The 21130-nt window shown below is 61.1% G+C and carries 20 protein-coding genes; 12 read left to right on the top strand and 8 right to left on the bottom strand.

The window, feature by feature from the left end; all coding sequences use genetic code 11:
• Positions 1 to 19: 19 nt before the first annotated feature.
• Both ACYSTU_RS06555 and ACYSTU_RS06550 read right to left on the bottom strand, forming a co-directional pair.
• Positions 20 to 919 carry a D-hexose-6-phosphate mutarotase gene (locus tag ACYSTU_RS06555; protein ID WP_498996918.1) on the bottom strand — a complete coding sequence of 300 codons (900 nt, stop codon included), beginning with the start codon at positions 917 to 919 and terminating at the stop codon, positions 20 to 22.
• 57 nt (positions 920 to 976) lie between these two features.
• Positions 977 to 1381, bottom strand: a complete 405-nt coding sequence (locus ACYSTU_RS06550) for an acyl-CoA thioesterase (RefSeq protein ID WP_003229628.1) — start codon at positions 1379 to 1381, stop codon at positions 977 to 979.
• Positions 1382 to 1758: 377 nt separating this feature from the next.
• Between ACYSTU_RS06550 and ACYSTU_RS06545 the strand changes: the two genes are divergently transcribed.
• The 8 genes from ACYSTU_RS06545 (at position 1759) to ACYSTU_RS06510 (ending at position 12598) form a co-directional block, all read left to right on the top strand.
• On the top strand, positions 1759 to 3057 hold the full coding sequence (locus tag ACYSTU_RS06545) for an MFS transporter (protein ID WP_016772479.1): 1299 nt from the start codon (positions 1759 to 1761) through the stop codon (positions 3055 to 3057).
• Between the two features lie 251 nt (positions 3058 to 3308).
• Positions 3309 to 4307, top strand: coding sequence for a phosphate ABC transporter substrate-binding protein PstS (locus ACYSTU_RS06540; RefSeq protein WP_016772480.1), 999 nt, complete (start codon positions 3309 to 3311; stop codon positions 4305 to 4307).
• A gap of 472 nt (positions 4308 to 4779) precedes the next feature.
• Positions 4780 to 6813: an ABC transporter permease subunit gene (locus tag ACYSTU_RS06535; RefSeq protein WP_498997224.1), complete on the top strand. Its 2034-nt coding sequence runs from the start codon at positions 4780 to 4782 to the stop codon at positions 6811 to 6813.
• A gap of 16 nt (positions 6814 to 6829) precedes the next feature.
• Positions 6830 to 8500, top strand: a complete 1671-nt coding sequence (gene pstA / locus ACYSTU_RS06530; protein WP_016772481.1) for a phosphate ABC transporter permease PstA — start codon at positions 6830 to 6832, stop codon at positions 8498 to 8500.
• Between the two features lie 169 nt (positions 8501 to 8669).
• Positions 8670 to 9503 carry a phosphate ABC transporter ATP-binding protein PstB gene (gene pstB, locus ACYSTU_RS06525; protein ID WP_498996914.1) on the top strand — a complete coding sequence of 278 codons (834 nt, stop codon included), beginning with the start codon at positions 8670 to 8672 and terminating at the stop codon, positions 9501 to 9503.
• 119 nt (positions 9504 to 9622) lie between these two features.
• Positions 9623 to 10384 carry a phosphate signaling complex protein PhoU gene (phoU, locus tag ACYSTU_RS06520; RefSeq protein ID WP_039757305.1) on the top strand — a complete coding sequence of 254 codons (762 nt, stop codon included), beginning with the start codon at positions 9623 to 9625 and terminating at the stop codon, positions 10382 to 10384.
• A 177-nt stretch (positions 10385 to 10561) separates the two neighbouring features.
• Positions 10562 to 11494, top strand: a complete 933-nt coding sequence (locus ACYSTU_RS06515) for a response regulator (protein WP_041476598.1) — start codon at positions 10562 to 10564, stop codon at positions 11492 to 11494.
• 207 nt (positions 11495 to 11701) lie between these two features.
• The gene (locus tag ACYSTU_RS06510) at positions 11702 to 12598 is read left to right on the top strand and encodes a peptidoglycan DD-metalloendopeptidase family protein (protein ID WP_123441867.1); all 897 of its coding nucleotides are present in this window, start codon (positions 11702 to 11704) and stop codon (positions 12596 to 12598) included.
• A gap of 172 nt (positions 12599 to 12770) precedes the next feature.
• On the opposite strand, the gene ACYSTU_RS06505 is transcribed toward ACYSTU_RS06510, so the two are convergent.
• The 3 genes from ACYSTU_RS06505 to phoB form a co-directional block, all read right to left on the bottom strand.
• Positions 12771 to 14111, bottom strand: a complete 1341-nt coding sequence (locus ACYSTU_RS06505; RefSeq protein WP_016772486.1) for a hemolysin family protein — start codon at positions 14109 to 14111, stop codon at positions 12771 to 12773.
• Between the two features lie 123 nt (positions 14112 to 14234).
• Positions 14235 to 15521, bottom strand: a complete 1287-nt coding sequence (gene phoR, locus ACYSTU_RS06500; RefSeq protein WP_221264854.1) for a phosphate regulon sensor histidine kinase PhoR — start codon at positions 15519 to 15521, stop codon at positions 14235 to 14237.
• Between the two features lie 138 nt (positions 15522 to 15659).
• Positions 15660 to 16349: a phosphate regulon transcriptional regulator PhoB gene (gene phoB / locus ACYSTU_RS06495; protein ID WP_007896474.1), complete on the bottom strand. Its 690-nt coding sequence runs from the start codon at positions 16347 to 16349 to the stop codon at positions 15660 to 15662.
• Between the two features lie 151 nt (positions 16350 to 16500).
• Between phoB and ACYSTU_RS06490 the strand changes: the two genes are divergently transcribed.
• Positions 16501 to 16884, top strand: coding sequence for a COG4315 family predicted lipoprotein (locus tag ACYSTU_RS06490; RefSeq protein ID WP_125916889.1), 384 nt, complete (start codon positions 16501 to 16503; stop codon positions 16882 to 16884).
• Positions 16885 to 16999: 115 nt separating this feature from the next.
• Here ACYSTU_RS06490 and ubiA read toward each other — a convergent pair whose 3' ends face one another.
• Both ubiA and ACYSTU_RS06480 read right to left on the bottom strand, forming a co-directional pair.
• A complete protein-coding gene (ubiA, locus tag ACYSTU_RS06485; protein ID WP_076564596.1) occupies positions 17000 to 17890 on the bottom strand; it encodes a 4-hydroxybenzoate octaprenyltransferase in 891 nt (296 codons plus the stop codon).
• Positions 17890 to 18450: a chorismate--pyruvate lyase family protein gene (locus ACYSTU_RS06480; protein WP_217879049.1), complete on the bottom strand. Its 561-nt coding sequence runs from the start codon at positions 18448 to 18450 to the stop codon at positions 17890 to 17892. Before ACYSTU_RS06480 ends, ubiA begins: the two co-directional genes overlap by 1 nt.
• A 201-nt stretch (positions 18451 to 18651) precedes the next feature.
• Here ACYSTU_RS06480 and ACYSTU_RS06475 point away from each other — a divergent pair, with 201 nt between their 5' ends.
• The 3 genes from ACYSTU_RS06475 (at position 18652) to ACYSTU_RS06465 (ending at position 20454) form a co-directional block, all read left to right on the top strand.
• Positions 18652 to 18819, top strand: a complete 168-nt coding sequence (locus ACYSTU_RS06475) for a rubredoxin (protein WP_016772491.1) — start codon at positions 18652 to 18654, stop codon at positions 18817 to 18819.
• A 20-nt stretch (positions 18820 to 18839) separates the two neighbouring features.
• Positions 18840 to 19988 carry an NAD(P)/FAD-dependent oxidoreductase gene (locus ACYSTU_RS06470; protein WP_498996904.1) on the top strand — a complete coding sequence of 383 codons (1149 nt, stop codon included), beginning with the start codon at positions 18840 to 18842 and terminating at the stop codon, positions 19986 to 19988.
• A gap of 190 nt (positions 19989 to 20178) precedes the next feature.
• A complete protein-coding gene (locus ACYSTU_RS06465) occupies positions 20179 to 20454 on the top strand; it encodes an HU family DNA-binding protein (RefSeq protein WP_003213368.1) in 276 nt (91 codons plus the stop codon).
• A 97-nt stretch (positions 20455 to 20551) separates the two neighbouring features.
• Here ACYSTU_RS06465 and ACYSTU_RS06460 read toward each other — a convergent pair whose 3' ends face one another.
• Positions 20552 to 20908 (bottom strand): hypothetical protein, encoded by a 357-nt coding sequence (locus ACYSTU_RS06460; protein ID WP_498996903.1) that lies wholly within the window; start codon positions 20906 to 20908, stop codon positions 20552 to 20554.
• Positions 20909 to 21130 lie beyond the last annotated feature (222 nt).

The raw sequence follows: 21130 nt of genomic DNA, 5'->3' as shown, positions 1-21130 counted from the left end.
CAGTTTTATCGGGTGTTGCTTAGAGCGGTTTGCTGGCCACGCTGACACCCATGGTATGGCTCGCCCCCGGCGCCAGGGTCACCAGATCATCCATCACATTCGCCGTTTCGATGCACAGCATGCGCTGCCAGCCGTCGTCGTCCATGTCCGGCAGGGCGGCGGCACGGTCGATCCATGGGTTCCAGATCACCGCAGTGCGCGAGCCGGTGGAGGTCAGCACGATGCGTCGTTCCCAGGTCGGATCAACGATGCTCAATTGTGGCGGAACGTCGAGGTAGATACGGTCGGTCTCGCCGGCGAAATGCAGATCGCCGCTCTGGCTGGCCGTGTTCCAGTCGTCCAGGGTCTCGATGTAATTCAGCCCGGCCACGCCGTCGACATGCACATTACGCACGTCACTCACGGCGAAATAGGTGTGCAGCGCCTGACTCAGCGTGACGCTGTCAGTACCCCGGTTATGGCTGGTCAGGCTGTAATGCAGTTGATCCGCCAGATGCAGGGTCAGGGTCAGATCGACCTCGTGGGGCCAGCCCGGCAGGCCACCTTCCGGGTAGGGCAGCTTGAATTCGACCTTGATGCCGTCAGCCTCTGATTCGATGTTGCCCAACTCCCAGTCCATCGCCCGCACCAGACCGTGCGCGGGGGCCGGCTGCTCGCCGGTGTACATGGCCTGCACGCTGCTCGGATTGCGTTCGAATTTGCCGAACCACGGCCAGCACACCGGCACGCCGGCGCGGATGCTTTTGCCGGTCTTGAACTCGGCCTTGTCGTTGAGCCAGATGATCGGCGGCTGGCCGTCGATCTGATAACTGAGGATGTGCGCGCCTTGCTGGGCCACCAGCACTTCGGCCTTGCCGTGGCGGATGCGCCAGCAGTTCAGTTCATCCTGTTTCACGGCTTCAACGTTGGGCGTGTTCATGGGCAACTCTCGATCAGACACTGGGGACGACTATCGACCGCAAAACGGCCGCGAGGTTTAACGCGCGCGTGGCGGCACCGAACGGGTGCGACCGCTGCCGTCGATGGCGACGAAAACGAAAACCGCTTCGGTGACCTTGCGCCATTCGCTGGACAGTGGGTCATCGCTCCACACTTCGACCATCATCTGGATCGAGCTGCGGCCGATTTCCAGGGTCTGGGTATAAAAGGACAACTGCGCGCCGACCGCGACCGGGACGAGAAACGCCATGCGATCGATGGCGACAGTGGCAACGCGGCCACCGGCCACCCGGCTGGCCATGGCGGTGCCGGCCAGATCCATCTGCGCGACCAGCCAGCCGCCGAAAATATCGCCAAAGCCGTTGGTTTCGCGCGGGAGTGCGGTGATTTGCAGGGCCAGGTCGCCCTGTGGGATCGGATCTTCTTGTTCGAGCTCTATCATGCCGAGGGGCCTCTGACCCGTGACTCTTCGTGGGTATTGCGGGTGGTAGCCGTCTTCAAGAAAAACGATTCAACACCGAACACACTGCGTTCGTCACGTTTTCCATCAGGCGCCTAAAGGGAAACTCTGCGAAAAAGGCTAAATCCCGAGCAAAGGACGGGCCAACAACGTTTTCGCACAGCAACCTCTTACAAATCCTGCGCAGGTGGCGAGTATATCGGTCGATAGACCCCGCGACGACCACCCGGTTCTGATTTCGACCGTCAATTACGCGCCTCTATGTGCTTTTTCGAACAATTTGCTATGGTGCCGAACCTGTCCGAGCCACCGCCAGCGTTGTTGTGGCGACAGATTCGACTATAAGAGAAGCCCTTGCCATGACCACAGCGCCTTCGAGCCTCGCGCAGCCCGAGCAACCCGCACGACCGTTGACCCGCAATGACTACAAGACTCTGTCGCTGTCCGCCCTCGGCGGGGCGCTGGAGTTCTACGATTTCATCATCTTCGTCTTCTTCGCCACCGTCGTCGGCAAGCTGTTCTTCCCGGCCGACATGCCCGAGTGGCTGCGCTTGATGCAGACGTTCGGCATCTTTGCTGCCGGCTATCTGGCGCGCCCTTTGGGCGGCATCGTCATGGCGCACTTCGGTGACCTGCTGGGGCGCAAGAAGATGTTCACCCTGAGCATTTTCATGATGGCCGTGCCGACGCTGATCATGGGCCTGCTGCCGACCTACGCGCAGATCGGCATCTGGGCGCCGATCCTGTTGCTGCTGATGCGGGTGATCCAGGGCGCGGCGATTGGCGGCGAAGTGCCGGGGGCGTGGGTCTTCGTTTCCGAACACGTACCGCAAAAGCACATCGGTTATGCCTGCGGCACGCTCACCAGTGGCCTGACTGCCGGCATTCTCCTCGGCTCGCTGGTCGCCACGGCGATCAACAGCATTTACACGCCAGCCGAAGTGTCGGATTACGCCTGGCGGATCCCGTTCCTGCTCGGCGGCGTGTTCGGCCTGTTCTCTGTGTACCTGCGCCGCTGGCTGCACGAAACTCCGGTGTTCGCCGAACTGCAACTGCGTAAAGCGCTGGCCGAAGAAGTGCCGTTGCGCGCGGTGCTGCGGGATCATCGCGGCGCCATCGCCATTTCGATGCTGCTGACCTGGCTGCTGTCGGCCGGCGTCGTCGTAGTGATCCTGATGACCCCGACCGTGCTGCAAACGGTCTACCACTTCTCGCCGACCACGGCGCTGCAAGCCAACAGCCTGGCCATCGTCTTCCTCAGCCTCGGCTGCATTGGCGCCGGCGCGCTGGCCGATCGCTTCGGCGCCGGTCGCGTCTTCGTCTTTGGCTGCCTGGGCCTGCTGATCAGCTCCTGGACCTTCTACCACAGCCTCGCCGACCACCCGGACTGGCTGTTCCCGCTGTACGCATTGACCGGTTTGCTGGTCGGCACCATCGGCGCGGTGCCGTACGTGATGGTGAAGGCGTTCCCGCCGGTGGTTCGCTTCAGTGGCTTGTCGTTCTCGTACAACGTCGCGTACGCGATCTTCGGTGGCTTGACGCCGATGGTGGTGAGCCTGCTGCTGAAAGAAAGCGCGATGGGGCCTGCGTACTATGTGGCAGTGCTGTGCGGGATGGGGATTCTGGTCGGGGCGTGGCTCTGGAAGAAGGGGCGTTGATTTTCTCTCGCGCCTGATCGTTCCCACGCTCCGCGTGGGAACGCATCCTGTGACGCTCCGCGTCACGTCTCAAATGCGGACGCAGAGCGTCCATGGCGGCGTTCCCACGCAGAGCGTGGGAACGCTCTGTTCATCCAGCAAAACCCGATGCTGGCCTTTCATCCAATTGTCATATTTCAGCCATAGAGTGTTCACATGGCCTGCTGATACTTGGCCCCGACTTAACACACCCTATCTGCTAGGAGTAAGGCATGAAACTGAAGCGTTTGATGGCGGCAATGACTTTTGTCGCTGCTGGCGTTGCGACTGCCAACGCGTTCGCCGCTGTTGACCCTGCTATCCCGAGCTACACCAAGACCACTGGTGTGTCGGGCAACCTGTCCAGCGTCGGTTCCGATACCCTGGCCAACCTCATGACCCTGTGGGCTGAGAACTACAAAAAAGAATACCCGAACGTCAACATCCAGATTCAGGCTGCCGGTTCTTCCACCGCGCCACCTGCACTCACCGAAGGCACCGCCAACCTGGGCCCGATGAGCCGCAAGATGAAGGACAACGAGCTACAGGCTTTCGAACAGAAGTACGGCTACAAGCCGACCGCAATCCCGGTTGCCGTCGATGCCTTGGCGGTGTTCGTGCACAAGGACAACCCGATCAAGCACCTGACCATGGCTCAAGTCGATGCGATCTTCTCCTCGACGCGTCTGTGCGGTGCCAAAGCTGACGTCAAGACCTGGGGTGACCTGGGCGTGACCGGTGACCTGGCCAACAAGCCAGTCCAGCTGTTCGGCCGTAACTCGGTGTCCGGCACCTACGGCTACTTCAAGGAAGAAGCCCTGTGCAAAGGCGACTACAAGCCTAACGTCAACGAACAACCAGGTTCGGCGTCGGTGGTGCAGTCGATCAGCAGCTCGCTTAACGGCGTCGGCTACTCGGGCATCGGCTACAAGACCGCCAGCGTGAAAACCGTCGCCCTGGCCAAGAAAGAAGGCGGCGAGTTCATCGAAGACACCGAAGAAAACGCCCTGAACGGCAAGTATCCGCTGTCGCGCTTCCTCTACGTTTACGTCAACAAAGCCCCGAACAAGCCTCTGGCCCCGCTGGAAGCCGAGTTCGTGAAGCTGGTGCTGTCGAAGCAGGGCCAGGAAGTGGTAGTGAAAGACGGCTACATCCCGCTGCCAGCCAAGGTTGCCGCCAAGGCACTGGCTGACCTCGGTCTGCAGGAAGGCGGCGCTGTCGCCAAGAAGTAACACCCTGAGGCCGGCCTGAAGCCGGACTCCTGTGGGAGCTAGCCTGCTCGCGAAGGGGTGGTCACATGCAGCATCGATGTGACTGACCCGACGCCTTGGCGAGCAGACGCGCTCCTGCAACCACCAAATTTTCGACTCCGCTGCCGGACTTCCGGCTGGCGGATTTGCTGCGTCACTGCACTGTCATCTTTCTGTCATACAGGATCGCTAGGGTGTGCGCATGAATGATCTGGCCAATTCCCCAATGACTACGTCTTCCCCTCCCAAGCGCATTGATTTCAATACGCCTGAGCTGCAACGCAAGCGCCGCATTCGCGCGCTCAAGGATCGCTTCACCCGTTGGTACGTCCTCGTCGGCGGCCTGGCGGTGCTGGCGGCCATCACCCTGATCTTCTTCTTCCTCGCTTACGTTGTAGCGCCGTTGTTTCAAGGTGCCGACCTGACCGCGAAAGACTCGATCACCCCGGCCTGGATGCAGGACGCGGGCAAGCCGCTGATGATCTCGCTCGAAGAGCAGAATCAGGTAGCCATGCGTGTGTCCGACAAGGGCCAGGCGCTGTTCTTCGATCTCGACAGTGGCGCTGAATTGAGGCGTGTCGATCTGCCGCTGCCTGCGGGCGCCACCGTGACGTCTATTGGCGAAGACCAGCCGGGTCATCCGCTGGTGGCCGTGGGGCTGTCCAACGGTCAGGCGCTGGTGTTCCGTCATACCTATAAAGTCACCTACCCCGATGGCAAGAAAACCATCAGCCCGGCCATCGAATATCCCTATGGCGAGGCACCGATCGCGCTGAACGAAAGCGGCGGCGCGCTGGAGCATGTCAGCCTCAATGCCACCGACTCGACGCTGATGCTGGTCGGCTCCACTGGCTCGCAACTCAACGTGCTTTCGCTGACCAGCGAAGAAAACATGATGACCGGCGAAGTCACCAACGAGCAGACGCGCATCGATCTGCCGCAGATGACCGAGCCGGTGAAAAACATCTTCGTCGACCCGCGCCAGCAATGGCTGTACGTGGTCAACGGGCGTGCCCAGGCCGACGTGTTCAGCCTGCGCGACAAGAGCCTCAACGGGCGCTACAAACTGCTGGAAAACGCTGACGCCCAAGTCACCGCCACCGCGCAGCTGGTCGGCGGTATCTCGCTGATCGTCGGCGATTCCAAGGGCGGTCTGGCCCAGTGGTTCATGGCCCGCGATACCGATGGCGAGCAGCGTCTGAAGCAGATCCGCACCTTCCAGATGGGCACCACGCCGATCGTTGAAATCGCTGCCGAAGAGCGCCGCAAAGGCTTCCTCGCCCTTGATGCCAGCGGCAAGCTCGGCGTGTTCCACAGCACTGCACACCGCACGTTGCTGGTCGATCAGGTGGTTGAAGGCCAGGGCCTGTTTGGTCTGTCGCCGCGCGCCAACCGAGTGATCGTCGAAGCCGGCGGCAAGCTGCAGCCGTTGCTGCTCGACAATCCGCACCCGGAAGTATCGTGGAGCGCACTATGGAGCAAGGTCTGGTACGAGAACTACGACGAGCCTAAATACGTCTGGCAATCGACGGCGGCAAACACCGATTTCGAACCGAAACTGAGCCTGTCGCCGCTGACCTTCGGCACCCTGAAAGCCGCGTTCTACGCCATGCTGCTGGCCGCGCCACTGGCCGTCGCTGCGGCGATCTACACCGCGTACTTCATGGCCCCGGGCATGCGCCGCAAGGTCAAACCGGTGATCGAACTGATGGAAGCGATGCCGACGGTGATCCTCGGTTTCTTCGCCGGCCTGTTCCTCGCGCCGTACGTAGAAGGCCATCTGCCGGGCATCTTCAGCCTGCTGATGTTGCTGCCGATCGGCATTCTGGTCGCCGGTTTCACCTTCAGCCGCCTGCCCGAATCGATCCGCCTGAAAGTCCCGGACGGTTGGGAAAGTGCGCTGCTGATTCCGGTGATCCTGTTTGTGGGCTGGCTGTCGCTGTACATGAGTCCGTTCATGGAGAACTGGTTCTTCGGTGGCGACATGCGCATGTGGATCTCCCACGACCTGGGCATCACCTACGACCAGCGCAACGCTCTGGTGGTCGGTCTGGCCATGGGGTTCGCGGTGATCCCGAACATCTACTCGATCGCCGAAGACGCCGTGTTCAGCGTGCCGCGCGGCCTGACCCTGGGTTCGCTGGCCCTCGGTGCGACGCCATGGCAGACCATGACCCGCGTGGTGATCCTGACCGCCAGCCCGGGGATTTTTTCGGCGCTGATGATCGGCATGGGCCGTGCGGTCGGCGAAACCATGATCGTGCTGATGGCCACCGGCAACACCCCGGTGATGGAGATGAACCTGTTCGAAGGCCTGCGCACCCTGGCCGCCAACGTCGCGGTGGAAATGCCCGAGTCGGAGGTCGGTGGCAGCCACTACCGCGTGCTGTTCCTCTCGGCGCTGGTGCTGCTGCTGTTCACCTTCGTCATGAACACCCTGGCAGAACTGATTCGTCAGCGTCTGCGCAAGAAATACTCGTCGCTTTAAGCAAAGGTAGAAGTCTGTGAAACAGAACTCCCTGAAAGGATGGTTCAAGAGCGGCGCCCCGGGCGTCTGGATCAGCGGTGGCGCGGTGTCCATCGCGGTCATCATGACCATTGGCCTGTTGGCGGTGATTGCCGTGCGCGGTCTCGGTCACTTCTGGCCGGCGGACCTGATCCACGCCCATTACGACGTACCGGGCCAGGCCAATCACCTGGTGATCGGCGAAGTGGTGCAGAAAGAAGAAGTGCCGCGCGCGCGTCTGAAGAGCGCCGGCCTGCCGGTGCCTGACGAAGGTCCGGAATTCATGACCCGCGAGCTGATCAAGGTCGGCAACCGTGACCTGAACGGCAATGACTTCACGTGGATCGTCGGCGAGTGGCTGACCAAGCAGACCACACCGCCAGAATTGATGGCGATCGAGCGTCGCGAGTGGGGCAACTTCTACGGCTATCTGGTCAACGTCAAACAGGATGGCAAGGTCATCGCCGAAGGCGAGGCCGCATGGCCTGAGCTGCAAGCGCGCATCGATCGGGTGAACGATCTTGCTGCTCAACTGAAGACGCTGGAAAAAACCGACATCGGCGCGATCAACGCCGGTCTTGAACGCATCCGATTGCATGGGCGCAAACTGGAACTGGAAGGCAAACTCGACGCCACCGCGCAGGCGGACATGGAATCCGAGCGCGCCGAGCTGGACGCGCGCTACAAGGACATCGAAGCACGTCTGTCTGATTTGCATGCTCAGTTCAACCGCGACGCCTTGACCGCCCGTGACGCCAACGGCAAGGAAATCGAAATCGGTCTGGGCAAAGTCGTGCATGCCTACCAGCCAAACGGCATGAGCACCTTGACCAAGGTTGGTTTCTACTTCAGCAAGATCTGGGAATTCCTCTCCGACGACCCGCGTGAAGCGAACACCGAAGGCGGGATCTTCCCGGCGATCTTCGGCACCGTGATGATGACCCTGATCATGGCGATGATCGTTACACCGTTCGGCGTGCTGGCAGCGGTGTACCTGCGCGAATACGCCAAGCAGAACACCCTGACCCGTGTCATTCGCATTGCGGTGAACAACCTCGCTGGCGTACCGGCGATCGTTTACGGCGTGTTCGGTCTGGGCTTCTTCGTTTACGTGCTGGGTGGCTCGGTCGACCGCTTGTTCTTCCCTGAAGCTCTGCCGGCGCCGACGTTCGGCACGCCGGGCCTGCTCTGGGCTTCGCTGACCCTCGCGCTGCTGGCAGTGCCGGTGGTGATCGTGGCGACCGAAGAAGGTCTGGCGCGGATTCCCCGCACTGTGCGTGAAGGTTCGTTGGCCCTCGGCGCGACCAAAGCGGAAACGCTGTGGAAAATCGTTATCCCGATGGCCAGCCCGGCCATGATGACCGGGATGATCCTCGCCGTGGCCCGTGCCGCTGGTGAAGTGGCGCCGCTGATGCTGGTGGGTGTGGTGAAACTGGCGCCGTCGCTGCCGGTGGACGGCAACTATCCGTACCTGCACCTGGATCAGAAGATCATGCACCTGGGCTTCCACATTTATGACGTCGGCTTCCAGAGCCCCAACGTCGAAGCAGCCCGCCCGCTGGTGTACGCCACCGCGCTGCTGCTGGTGCTGGTGATCGCGACGCTGAACCTGTCGGCGGTGTATATCCGCAACCACCTGCGCGAAAAATACAAAGCACTGGACAGCTAAGGACGACACGAACCCTGTGGGAGCGAGCTTGCTCGCGAAGCTTTTGGCGGCCGTAAGGGCCCCTTCGCGAGCAAGCTCGCTCCCACATTGAACCGCGTCCACTGGAATATTGATGGAAGCTGCAACAAGCAGTGTTCCGAACCGAATTTGTTAGCACAGGGAGCCTCCCATGCAGCACGAAACACACAGCCACGGCATCAACATGTCTGCCCTGGGCCGCGACAAGCAGAGCCTGGACCTGGCGCAGGAAACCGTTGCCATCGAAGTACCGGGCCTGAGCCTGTACTACGGCGGGAAACAGGCCCTGTTCGACGTCAGCATGAACATCCCGAAACAGCGCGTGACCGCGTTCATCGGCCCGTCGGGCTGCGGTAAGTCGACGCTGCTGCGTACCTTCAACCGGATGAACGATCTGGTCGACGGCTGCCGTGTCGAGGGCGCGATCAACCTGTACGGCAACAACATCTATCGCAAGGGCGAAGACGTTGCCGAACTGCGTCGTCGCGTCGGCATGGTGTTCCAGAAGCCCAACCCGTTTCCGAAGACCATCTACGAGAACGTCGTCTACGGTCTGCGCATCCAGGGCATCAACAAGAAGCGCATCCTCGACGAAGCCGTTGAATGGGCGTTGAAAGGCGCGGCATTGTGGGACGAGGTCAAAGACCGCCTGCACGACTCGGCCCTCGGCCTGTCCGGTGGTCAGCAACAGCGTCTGGTCATCGCCCGTACTATTGCGGTCGAGCCGGAAGTGCTGCTGCTCGACGAACCCTGCTCGGCTCTCGACCCGATCTCGACGTTGAAAGTCGAAGAGCTGATCTACGAGCTGAAGTCCAAGTTCACCATCGTCATCGTGACCCACAACATGCAGCAGGCAGCGCGGGTGTCCGACTACACGGCGTTCATGTACATGGGCAAACTGGTGGAATTCGGCGACACCGATACCCTGTTCACCAATCCGGCGAAGAAGCAGACCGAAGACTACATCACCGGTCGTTATGGCTGATTGGGGCAGCTGCAAGCCGCAAGCTTCAAGCGGCAAGAAAGAATTGGTGCGATATCAGGACTTACACATAACTGCTTGAAGCTTGCAGCTTGAAGCTTGCAACTTTCGCGGAGCGAACAATGATTTCCAAAGAAGGCCTTACCCATCACATTTCCGCGCAGTTCAACGCTGAACTGGAGGAAGTGCGCAGCCACCTCCTTGCCATGGGCGGGCTGGTCGAGAAGCAGGTCAACGACGCGGTCACGGCGCTGATCGAGGCCGACTCCGGCCTGGCTCAGCAGGTCCGTGAGATCGATGACCAGATCAACCAGATGGAACGCAACATCGACGAAGAATGCCTGCGCATTCTCGCCCGTCGTCAGCCGGCAGCCTCCGACCTGCGTTTGATCATCAGCATTTCCAAATCGGTGATCGACCTCGAGCGTATCGGCGACGAAGCGACCAAGATCGCCCGTCGTGCCATCCAGTTGTGCGAAGAAGGCGAAGCGCCGCGCGGTTACGTCGAGGTTCGTCATATTGGCGACCAGGTGCGCAACATGGTCCGCGATGCGCTGGACGCCTTCGCCCGTTTCGATGCCGATCTGGCGTTGTCGGTGGCGCAGTACGACAAGATCATCGACCGCGAATACAAAACCGCCTTGCGTGAGCTGGCCACCTACATGATGGAAGATCCGCGCTCGATCTCGCGGGTGTTGAGCATCATCTGGGTCCTGCGTTCGCTGGAGCGCATCGGCGATCATGCGCGCAACATCTCCGAACTGGTGATCTACCTGGTGCGCGGCACCGACGTGCGCCACATGGGACTCAAGCGCATGAAGGAAGAAGTTGAAGGCACAAGCACTGAAACCGCTAATGTTCCGGGCGAAGCTGACGATAAGTAAGATTGCCTGAGAAAAGCGCCCGGCCCTCTGGCCGGGCGTTTTTGTTTGCGCTTTACACAAGGCAGATCGAATTAAAAAGCAGCACCCGCGAACGAAAAGTCCCGGCGTGACTGAAGAGTTTTGGCAATGTGCCATCAGCCAGCGTTATGCTTGCCGGGATTTTAATAGGGGTGTTGGATGAGCAAGATCAGTGTGTTGGTCGTGGACGATGCTTCGTTCATTCGTGACCTGGTGAAAAAGTGCCTGCGTAATTACTTCCCGGGAATCCGCACCGAGGACGCCATCAACGGCAAAAAGGCCCAGGCCATGCTGGCCAAAGAGGCTTTTGACCTGGTGCTGTGTGACTGGGAGATGCCGGAAATGTCCGGCCTCGAACTGCTGACTTGGTGCCGCGAGCAGGACAACCTCAAGACCATGCCGTTCGTCATGGTCACCAGCCGTGGCGACAAGGAAAACGTCGTGCAGGCGATTCAGGCCGGCGTTTCCGGCTACGTCAGCAAGCCGTTCACCAACGAGCAACTGCTGACCAAGGTCAAGCAGGCACTGAACAAGGTCGGCAAGCTCGACACCTTGATGAACAGCGCGCCGACCAAGATGAATTCGGCGTTCGGCAACGATTCCCTGAGCGCACTGACCGGCGGCAAGCCGGCCGTGGTCGGCGGCGCTGCGGCCAGGCCTGCCGCTGCTGCCCCCGCTCCAGCCGCTGCACCGTCGCGCGGTTTGCTCAATAGCCCGCCAGTTCAGGCGCCCGGTGCATCCAAGGCGCCGGTGGGCGGTCGTGGTCAGGGCCAATTGCGCCTGCCGAGCGGTACTCAGCAATGCGTGATCAAGGCCTTGAGCATCAAGGAAGCCCTGCTGGTAGTGAAGCGCACTGAAACCCTGCCGCAGATCCTCGACAGCGCCGTGCTTGATCTGGAGCAGGGCGATAACGCCGAGATCGCGCGCCTCAATGGTTACCTGCACGCGATCGTCGCCCACGAGCAGAAAGCCGACAGCGACTGGCTGCAACTGACCTTCCGCTTTGTCGACCAGGATGCGCAGAAGCTCGACTACATCTCGCGCCTGATCGCCCGGGGCACGGCGCAGAAGCACTTCGTGCCCGGCGCGTAAGCTTCGTCGCCCGATAGGCCGCCTTCGCGAGCAGGCTCGCTCCCACAGAGATCACACCGAACCTGTGGGAGCGAGCTTGCTCGCGAAGGGGCCATCAAAAGCACCACCCATCTCCCGCGCTGGCCATTTTGAAACATCTGTCGACTAGCCTGGTCTGTCTCAGCTGCTAGGCTGATTCCCAGGCCTTCCTTCGACAGACTTTTGCCCATGCTCGCGCGCCTGCTGTTTTTCTGCGGTCTCTGCCTGGCCTCCCAGCTGGCGATGGCCATGACCATTTACAAATCCACCGACGCCAACGGCGTGGTCTCGTACAGTGACCGCCCGAGCAAAGGCGCGAAGGTGTTCGTGTTTCAGGACCGCATGGTCGAGCGCCTCGACCGCCAGGTGTACTTGGACATCAAGAAGCAGAAGGGCGTCGACGTAGTGTTTGCGCGCAACGATCTGTACGCGCCGGTCGAGGTTGCCCTGGCCTTCATCGGCACGAGCAATGTGCGTGGCGCGCCCGCGCGGGCGATCCGTCGTGTGCTGCCACCGCGCAGCAACACGCGGCTGGCGCTGCTGACCGCGATCAGTCGTGACCAGCCGCTGGTGTATTCGCCGCAGTTCCAGTATTCACTGGGCGACCCCGCAGGCACCGCACAGAGCTATCGCTATCCGCTGCCCTGGCGTGGCGGGCCGTTTCGCCTGAGCCAGGGCGCCAACGGCCAGTACAGCCACTACGGGCCGAAAAACCGCTACGCCATGGACATCGCCATGCCGGTGGGCACGCCGATCATCGCCGCGCGAGCGGGAGTGGTAGTCAAGACCGAGAACTCCCAGAGCGGGCGCGGCACCGATGCCTCCGGCAATTTCGTCCGGGTGCTGCACGACGACGGCACCATGGGCGTGTACCTGCATTTGAAACAGGGTTCGGTGAGCGTGCGCGAAGGCCAGCGGGTCAAGGTCGGCAGCCCGCTGGCGCTGTCGGGCAACACCGGCAACAGCAGCGGCCCGCACCTGCATTTCGTGGTGCAGCGCAATACCGGCGAAGGACTGGTGTCGATTCCCTATCAGTTCAACCAGCCGCTGGGGGCGTTGCCCAACTTTGCGTTGGGCAAACAGTAGGCGCGATAGGGTGTTGAGGGTTTTTGTGGCGAGGGGATTTATCCCCGTTGGGCCGCGAAGCGGCCCCAAATATTGCAACTCTGTACTAACTGACTGCATTCAATGGTTTTGGGACGGCTGCGCCGTCCAACGGGGATAAATCCCCGCGCCACAAGAGCCCCCCAAACTCCCATCAATCCAGCATCAACACCTTGGCCAAAACAATCTTCGGCCCTTTCATCTTCTTGATGATGATCCGCAGGCCTTCGACTTCCAGCACTTCTTCCTCTTCCGGCACCCGTTTCAGGGTTTCGTAAACCAGCCCGGCAAGGGTTTCCGCTTCGATGTGATCGAGATCGATGCCGAGCAGGCGCTCGACCTTGAACAACGGCGTATCGCCACGCACCAGCAACTTGCCCGGCTGATAGGCGAGGATGCCGCGCTCTGCCTTGCGGTGTTCGTCCTGGATATCGCCGACCAGCACTTCCAGCACGTCTTCCATGGTCAGGTAGCCGATGATGTTGCCGTCAGCCTCCTCGACCACGGCGAAGTGCGAGCCACCCTTGCGGAACTGCTCCAGCAGCTGCGACAGCGGCATGTGCCGCGATACGCGCTCCAGCGGGCGGGTCAGCTCGGCCAGGTTGAACGACTCGGGAATGTGGTCCAGCGCCGCCAGTTCCAGCAGCAGATCCTTGATGTGCAGCAGGCCGACGAACTCCTGGCGCTCGCTGTCGTACACCGGATAACGGCTGAACTTGTGGCGACGGAACATCGCCAGGATTTCCTTCAGCGGCGCGTTGAATTCCAGGGTGATCAGGTCTTCGCGGGAGTTGGCCCAGTCCACCACTTCCAGCTCGCCCATTTCCACTGCCGAGGCCAATACGCGCATGCCCTGATCGCTGGGATCCTGGCCACGGCTGGAGTGCAGAATCAATTTCAGTTCTTCGCGGCTGTAATGGTGTTCATGGTGCGGGCCGGGTTCACCTTGCCCGGCGATACGCAGAATCGCGTTGGCGCTGGCGTTGAGCAGGTAGATCGCCGGGTACATCGCCCAGTAGAACAGGTACAGCGGCACCGCCGTCCACAGCGACAACAGCTCGGGTTTGCGGATCGCCCACGACTTGGGCGCCAGCTCGCCGACCACGATGTGCAGGTACGAAATGATGAAGAACGCGGTGAAGAACGACACGCCTTTGATGATCTCGGGCGAGTCGACGCCGACTGCGCTCAGCAGCGGCTCGAGAATATGCGCGAACGCCGGCTCACCGACCCAGCCCAGACCGAGGGAGGCGAGGGTGATGCCGAGCTGGCACGCCGACAGGTAGGCATCGAGCTGACTGTGCACGGTGCGCAGGATGTGCCCGCGCCAGCCGTGTTGTTCAGCGATAGCCTCGACCCGGGTCGAGCGCAATTTGACCATGGCGAATTCCGCTGCAACGAAAAAGCCGTTGAGCAAAACCAGGATCAGAGCAAAAAGAATCATGCCGAAGTCGGCAAAAATGGTAGCGAGGGACAAGCCAGGGGAAGGGTCCATGATGGAGTTTTGCGGGTTCCGTGTGATTCGAAAGTAGGGAGAAACAGCGCCTGAAAAGCAGGCACAAGTCAGCCAATGTAGCGGCTGACCGTGCGATTGCCTAGTGGCGTGTGCCGGGCGGCATCACTCGGTGGCGCTGATCGCCCGTGCGCTGGCCACCTGGGCCGGGGCGAAATGGCAGGTGAACGTGCTGCCGTGGCCGGGCACGCTGCTGATCTCCATGCGCGCGCGGTGGCGCAGCAGCACGTGCTTGACGATGGCCAGGCCGAGGCCGGTGCCGCCAGTGTTGGAGTTACGGCTGGAGTCGACGCGGTAGAAACGTTCAGTCAGGCGCGGCAAGTGTTTGCTGTCGATGCCGATGCCGGAATCCTGCACGCTCAGGTGCGCGCCCTGATCGTCGCCCCACCAGCGAATGCGGATGTTGCCCTCGGCCGGGGTGTACTTGACCGCGTTGAACACCAGATTGGAAAACGCACTGCGCAGCTCGGCCTCGCTGCCCTTGAGCAGCACTCCGGCATTGGCCTCGAGGCTGATGCGCTGGTTCTTCGCCCCGGACAACTGCTGCGCATCGCTGGTAATCGATTGCAGCAATGTGTCGATCTGCACTGGCTGGTTGTCCGACGGATAGTCGGTGGCTTCCAGCTTGGCCAGCAGCAACAGGTCGTTGAGCAGTGTCTGCATGCGCCCGCCCTGTTGCTGCATCTGTTGCAGGGCTCGGCTCCAGCGCGGGTTCACTTCCTCGACATTGTCCAGCAGGGTTTCCAGATAGCCGCAGATCACCGTCAGCGGTGTACGCAGTTCGTGGGAGACGTTGGCGATGAAGTCCTTGCGCATCTGTTCCAGCTGATGAATGCGCGTCACGTCGCGGACCAGCATCAGGTGTTCATTGTTGCCGTAGCGGGTCAGGTACAGCTGAATGCGCACGCGATCGTTGGTCGGCGAAGGGATTTCCAATGGCTCGGCGAAGCTGTCCTGCTCGAAGTATTCCTTGAAGCGCGGATGGCGCACCAGGTTGGTCACCGGTTGGCCGCTGTCCTGCGGAGTCTTCAGACCGAGCAGGGTTTCGGCGGCGCGGTTCCACCATTCGAGATTGCCGTCGCTGTCGAGCATGATGACCGCGTCTTTCAGCGCGGCGGTGGACTCCTGCACCCGGTCGATCACCGCTTGCAGACGTCCGCGCACCCGTTGGTCGCGGCGTTGCAGGTGATAGATGCTATCGAACACCTCGCCCCACAGACCATAGCCATCGGGCGGCGCTTCGTCGGGTTGATGCTGGCGCAGCCATTCGTGCAGACGCAGCAATTGCTTGAGCGTCCAGGCCAGATAAAGTCCCAGACCCGCCGCGAGGCTCCAGCCGTAATAGCCGGTGATCAGGCCGATCACCAGGCAGGCGGTGACCAGCAACAGCATGTGGCGAATCAGGGTGCCATGCCAGTTTTGATTCACAGAGGCGTCCTTAGCCGCAGCTTCAAGTTTCAAGCCGCAAGCTCCAAGCTAAAACGGATCGGCTTTCACTTGCCGCTTGTAGCTGGAAACTTGCAGCTGCTTTTACGCTTTTGTAGAGAACCGATAACCGGTGCCGCGTACGGTTTGTACCAGATTTTCGTAAGCGTCGCCGAGGGCCTTGCGCAGGCGGCGGATGTGCACGTCGACGGTGCGCTCTTCGACATACACGTTGCCGCCCCAGACCTGATCGAGCAACTGGCCACGGGTGTAGGCGCGTTCCTGATGGGTCATGAAGAATTGCAGCAAGCGGTACTCGGTCGGGCCCATTTCGGCGGGTTTGCCGTCGATGGTCACGCGATGGCTGATCGGGTCGAGCAGCAGGCCGCCGACTTCGATCGGCGCTTCGCCATCGGTCGGTCCGGCGCGGCGCAGCACTGCCTTGAGGCGGGCGACCAGTTCACGCGGCGAAAACGGTTTGGTGATGTAGTCGTCGGCGCCGACTTCCAGGCCCTGAATCTTGTTGTCCTCTTCGCCCTTGGCGGTGAGCATGATGATCGGGATGTCCCCGGTCAGCTCGTCACGCTTGAGGCGCCGGGCCAGTTCGATGCCCGAGGTACCGGGCAGCATCCAGTCGAGCAGGATCAGGTCCGGTTTGCGGTCGACGATGATGGCATGCGCCTGCTGCGAGTTCTCTGCCTCGAGGCAGTCATAGCCGGCCATTTCCAACGCCACGGCGATCATTTCGCGAATGGGCGCTTCGTCGTCGACGATCAGAATGCTCCTGCCAACCATGCCTTAATCCTCTTGTCATTTAACTGTCTTGCGCCGCATTAGATAACGGAATTATTGCAGTCGTGTGACAGTATTTCAGGCCCGCAACATTTGCACCCATCCTCGACTAAGCTCTAAGTCCGAATCCTGACAACCACAAAAGAAGGTTTCCATGACTCAGATGACTGCTTCGTTCAAAGCCCTGCTGCTGGCCGCCGCCCTGACATCGCCGGGGCTGGCCATGGCGGCCGATCCGGCGATGGAAAAGGACGGCATGTACACCGATCAAAAGGGCATGACCCTGTACACCTTTGCCAAGGACTCCGCTGGCAAGTCCGCGTGCAATGACAAGTGCGCGGCAAACTGGCCGCCGCTAATGGCGACAGCGAATGACAAGTCGATGGGGGACTGGACGGTAATCACTCGTGATGATGGCAGCAAGCAGTGGGCCTACCAGGGCATGCCGCTGTACACCTTCGTGATGGACAAGAAGGCCGGCGACATGACCGGCGACGGCAAAATGGACGGCGCATGGAAAGTCGCCAAGGCCAAATAACCGAGACGCACAAAACTGTGGGAGCGAGCCTGCTCGCGAAGCGTTGTGTCAGTTGTCGCAGAGGTGACTGAAATGACGCCTTCGCGAGCAGGCTCGCTCCCACAGGTGTCATGCATCAGCGCAGTGCGTAATCCAGCACGATCCCGACAAATATCGCCAACCCTGCCCAATGGTTGTGCAAGAAGGCCTGGAAGCAACGCATACGGTCTTTGCTGCGCGTGTACCAGAACTCCCACGCATAACATCCCGCAGCCACCAGCAAACCGAGGTGGAACCAGATCCCCAGCTCGAACTTCGACCCGGCCAGAATCAGGCAGGCCAGCGACAATGCCTGCAAGCTGAGGATGATCACCCGATCCGCCTCGCCAAACAGAATCGCCGTGGATTTCACGCCGATCTTCAGGTCGTCATCGCGATCGGTCATTGCGTAATAAGTGTCATAACCCACCGTCCACAGCAGATTGGCGATCCACAGCAACCACGCCGCTGCTGGCAACTCGCCGGTCTCAGCGGTAAAGGCCATTGGCATGCCCCAGGAAAACGCCGCCCCCAGCACCACTTGCGGGTAGTAGGTGTAGCGCTTCATGAACGGATACGTGAATGCCAGCGCCAAGCCGCCCAGCGACAGCCAGATCGTCGGCGCATTGGTGCACAGCACCAGCAGAAAACTGATGCCCATCAGTACGGCAAAGAACACCAGCGCTTCCTTCGAGCTGATCCGGCCAGCGGCGAGCGGCCGTTGCGCGGTGCGTTTGACATGGCCGTCGACCTTGCGGTCGGCCCAGTCGTTGATCACGCAACCGCCGGCACGGGTCAGCACCACGCCGAGGACGAAGATGACGATGTTGGCCAGCGACGGCGAACCCTTGCCGGCAATCCACAATGCCCACAGCGTTGGCCACAGCAGCAGGTAAATGCCAATCGGCTTGTCCATGCGCGTCAACTGAACGAAATCCCAGGCGCGTGGGTTCAGACGGTTGAGGGACTTGAGCAGGCTCTGATACATCAGCAGTTCTCCGGATGGGCGCGGGCGGCGTCCCACAGGCTCGGCAGGAAGATTTCCGCGACCAGCACGCTCAGCGCGCCACGGTCGAAACGCGAACGCCGGCCCCACAGCTCAGGGGCTTGCACCGCTGGCGGCAACCATTGTTCAGGGTAGTGGCAGACTTCAATGGCGCGGCGCTGGAACGCCTGATCGCAAAACAGCAATTCGCCCAGCGAGCGGCTGCCCAGTTCATCCATGTGCAAACCATCACCTTGCAGGGCCGCCCGCGAGGCAACGCTGCGGGCAAACACCCAGGCCTCGCCGTGGCCGCGCAAATACACCTCGCGCACCCAGCCTTCGCTGCCCTCGGCCAGATCCAGTGCCGCGCATTCATCAGCGCGCAAGGTGCCCCAGCCTTCGAACAGCGGCGACACGCTGAAGCCGTCCTCGGACAAACGGGTCAAACGGCGGGTCAGCGAGCCTTCGTCGAACAACCAGTCGAGGGTCAACGGATCGGGGCGGGGCGTCAGGCGGTCTTGGGTCAGCCAGAGCGGGGCGGGGCAGGCATTTGAATGTTGCACAATGAGTCATTATTGGCCGCAAATGAGGCGGCGAGCTTACCATGGCGGGCGACAGGATTGAGCGGCGCCGGCCGCCGTTGCGCCGAACAGGCTTGCATCTGCGCGGCACCCTCAGTACAAAACGCCCTGAGCCGGATGGCAACGCAGCACCCATCGACCGTCCGCGCCGGCACTACGCCTGAACCCTGAGGAAGTACCTGAATGAAGAAGTGGCAATGTATCGTCTGTGGCCTGATCTATAACGAAGCCGATGGTTGGCCGGATGACGGCATCGCGGCGGGCACCCGCTGGGAAGACGTACCGGCAGACTGGCTGTGCCCCGACTGCGGCGTCGGCAAAATGGACTTCGAAATGATCGAAATCAACTAAGCAAATCAGAGGAGTAAGGCATGAGCGCACCAGTCGTCATCATCGGCACCGGGCTTGCGGGCTACAACCTGGCCCGCGAGTTTCGCAAGCTCGACAGCGAAACCCCGCTGCTGCTGATCACCGCCGATGACGGCCGCTCTTACTCCAAGCCGATGCTCTCCACCGGTTTCGGCAAGAACAAGGACGCCGACGGCCTGAGCATGGCCGAACCCGGCGCCATGGCCGAGCAGTTGAAAGCCGAGGTGCGCACCCACACGCGCATCAGCGGTATCGACGCCGGCCACAAACGCTTGTGGATCGGTGAAGAAGCCGTGCCCTATCGCGACCTGATTCTGGCCTGGGGCGCGGAAACCGTGCGCGTGCCGATCGAAGGCGACGGCGCGGAACTGGTGTTCCCGATCAACGATCTCGAAGACTACGCGCGCTTCCGTGCCGCAGCGGCGGGCAAGCGTCGGGTGTTGTTGCTCGGCGCCGGGTTGATCGGCTGTGAGTTTGCCAATGACCTGATCCTCGGCGGCTACGAAGTGCAACTGGTCGCGCCGTGCGAACAGGTCATGCCGATGCTCTTGCATCCCGCCGCTGCAGCGGCCGTGCAGGCCGGGCTGGAAAGTATCGGGGCGAAGTTTCACCTCGGCCCGGTGCTGACCCGGCTGGAGAAAGTCGCCGATGGCCTCGAAGCGCACCTGTCCGACGGCCAGATCATCCCGTGCGACGTGGTGGTGTCGGCGATCGGCCTGCGCCCGCGCATCGATCTGGCAGCGGCTGCCGGCGTGCAGATCAATCGCGGCGTGATGGTCGATCGTTACCTGAAGACCTCCCACGCCAACATCTACGCCTTGGGCGACTGCGCCGAAGTCGACGGGCTCAATCTGCTCTACGTGATGCCGCTGATGAGTTGTGCACGGGCGCTGGCGCAAACGCTGGCGGGAAACCCGACGGCCGTCAGCTACGGTCCGATGCCGATCACCGTGAAAACCCCGGTGTGCCCGCTGGTGGTTTCGCCGCCGCCACGGGGCAGCGAAGGCGTTTGGAGCGTCGAAGGGCAGGGTGCCGACATCAAAGCGCTGTGCCACAGTGCCGGAGGTCAGTTGCTCGGTTACGCCCTGACCGGCGGGGCGGTCATGGAAAAACTGGCCCTGAACAAACAGCTGCCGCCGCTGCTGGCGTAAATGCCGGTCGTTCTGTCGCAAACACCGCTCTTTTGCCCCGACAAAGGTCTTGGGGAGACTGGCGCCGCCGTTGGCGGCGTGCCATTCTCACTCCCGTCTGCCGCAGAGTAGAGCCTGCGGCGCCTTGGGCGCTGTTCCAACGAGAACAGCACGGACATAACAACAAAAAACCGTCAAAGGGGCTTCACTAATGCGTAAACCAGAACTCGCCGCTGCAATCGCCGAAAAGGCAGACTTGACCAAAGAACAGGCCAATCGCGTCCTCAACGCCGTCCTCGAAGAAATCACCGGCGCCCTGCACCGCAAGGACAGCGTGACGCTGGTCGGCTTCGGCACCTTCCTGCAACGCCACCGCGGCGCCCGCACCGGCAAAAACCCGCAGACCGGCGAACCGGTCAAGATCAAGGCCAGCAACACCGTGGCGTTCAAGCCAGGCAAGTCGTTGAAAGACAGCGTCAATCCTTGATGGCGGCGTGCTCCCCTGAATAACGGGGAGAACCGCAAATGAGAAATGGGCACACCGATTGCGGTCGGGTGCCCATTTTTTGTGGCTGTCTGTTGGCTTACTGGCGTCGGAAGCAGGCCTTGCCGTTGCCGAAATCCACGGCCAGGCAGTTTGGCTCGATCGCCAGTTGCAGGTCCTGGAACAGTCCGCCCAGATCGCTGTTGGAGGCAGGCTTGGTTTTGCTTTTCAGCACTACGGTCTGGTTCTCGACTTTCCAGGTGCCTTTGGCAAAGCCATCGGCGCTGCCATACGCCACACCGGCATCAAAGGTGCCGTCCTTGCGCAAGAGCAACTCGGCGCCCATTTCCATTGCGCCGGTCAGGTAGTAATGGCCGTCCAATGGTGGGGTTTCCGCTGACGCGTGGGTGATGGGCAGCCACATGAGCGCGGCGAAAAACAGTGGTTTCAGTTCCATGAAGTAAAGCTCCAGACCTGCGTTTCAAGGGGATTTGCTTGGGCTCGGATCTTTAACCAAGCCTGCAGGATATGAATTATGTAAGAAGTATCCCTGAGTTTTGTCAGAGTATTTTCTGGCATGAGGTGAAGGCATTGCCGGGGAAAGGTACATCAATAACTATCGAGTTCGCTGTGGAGCAGCGTATATGTTGAAGATACAAGTTTCAATTATATGAAATGC

The organism is Pseudomonas glycinis, from assembly GCF_054871425.1.
This window is presented reverse-complemented; position numbering and strand designations above follow the sequence as displayed.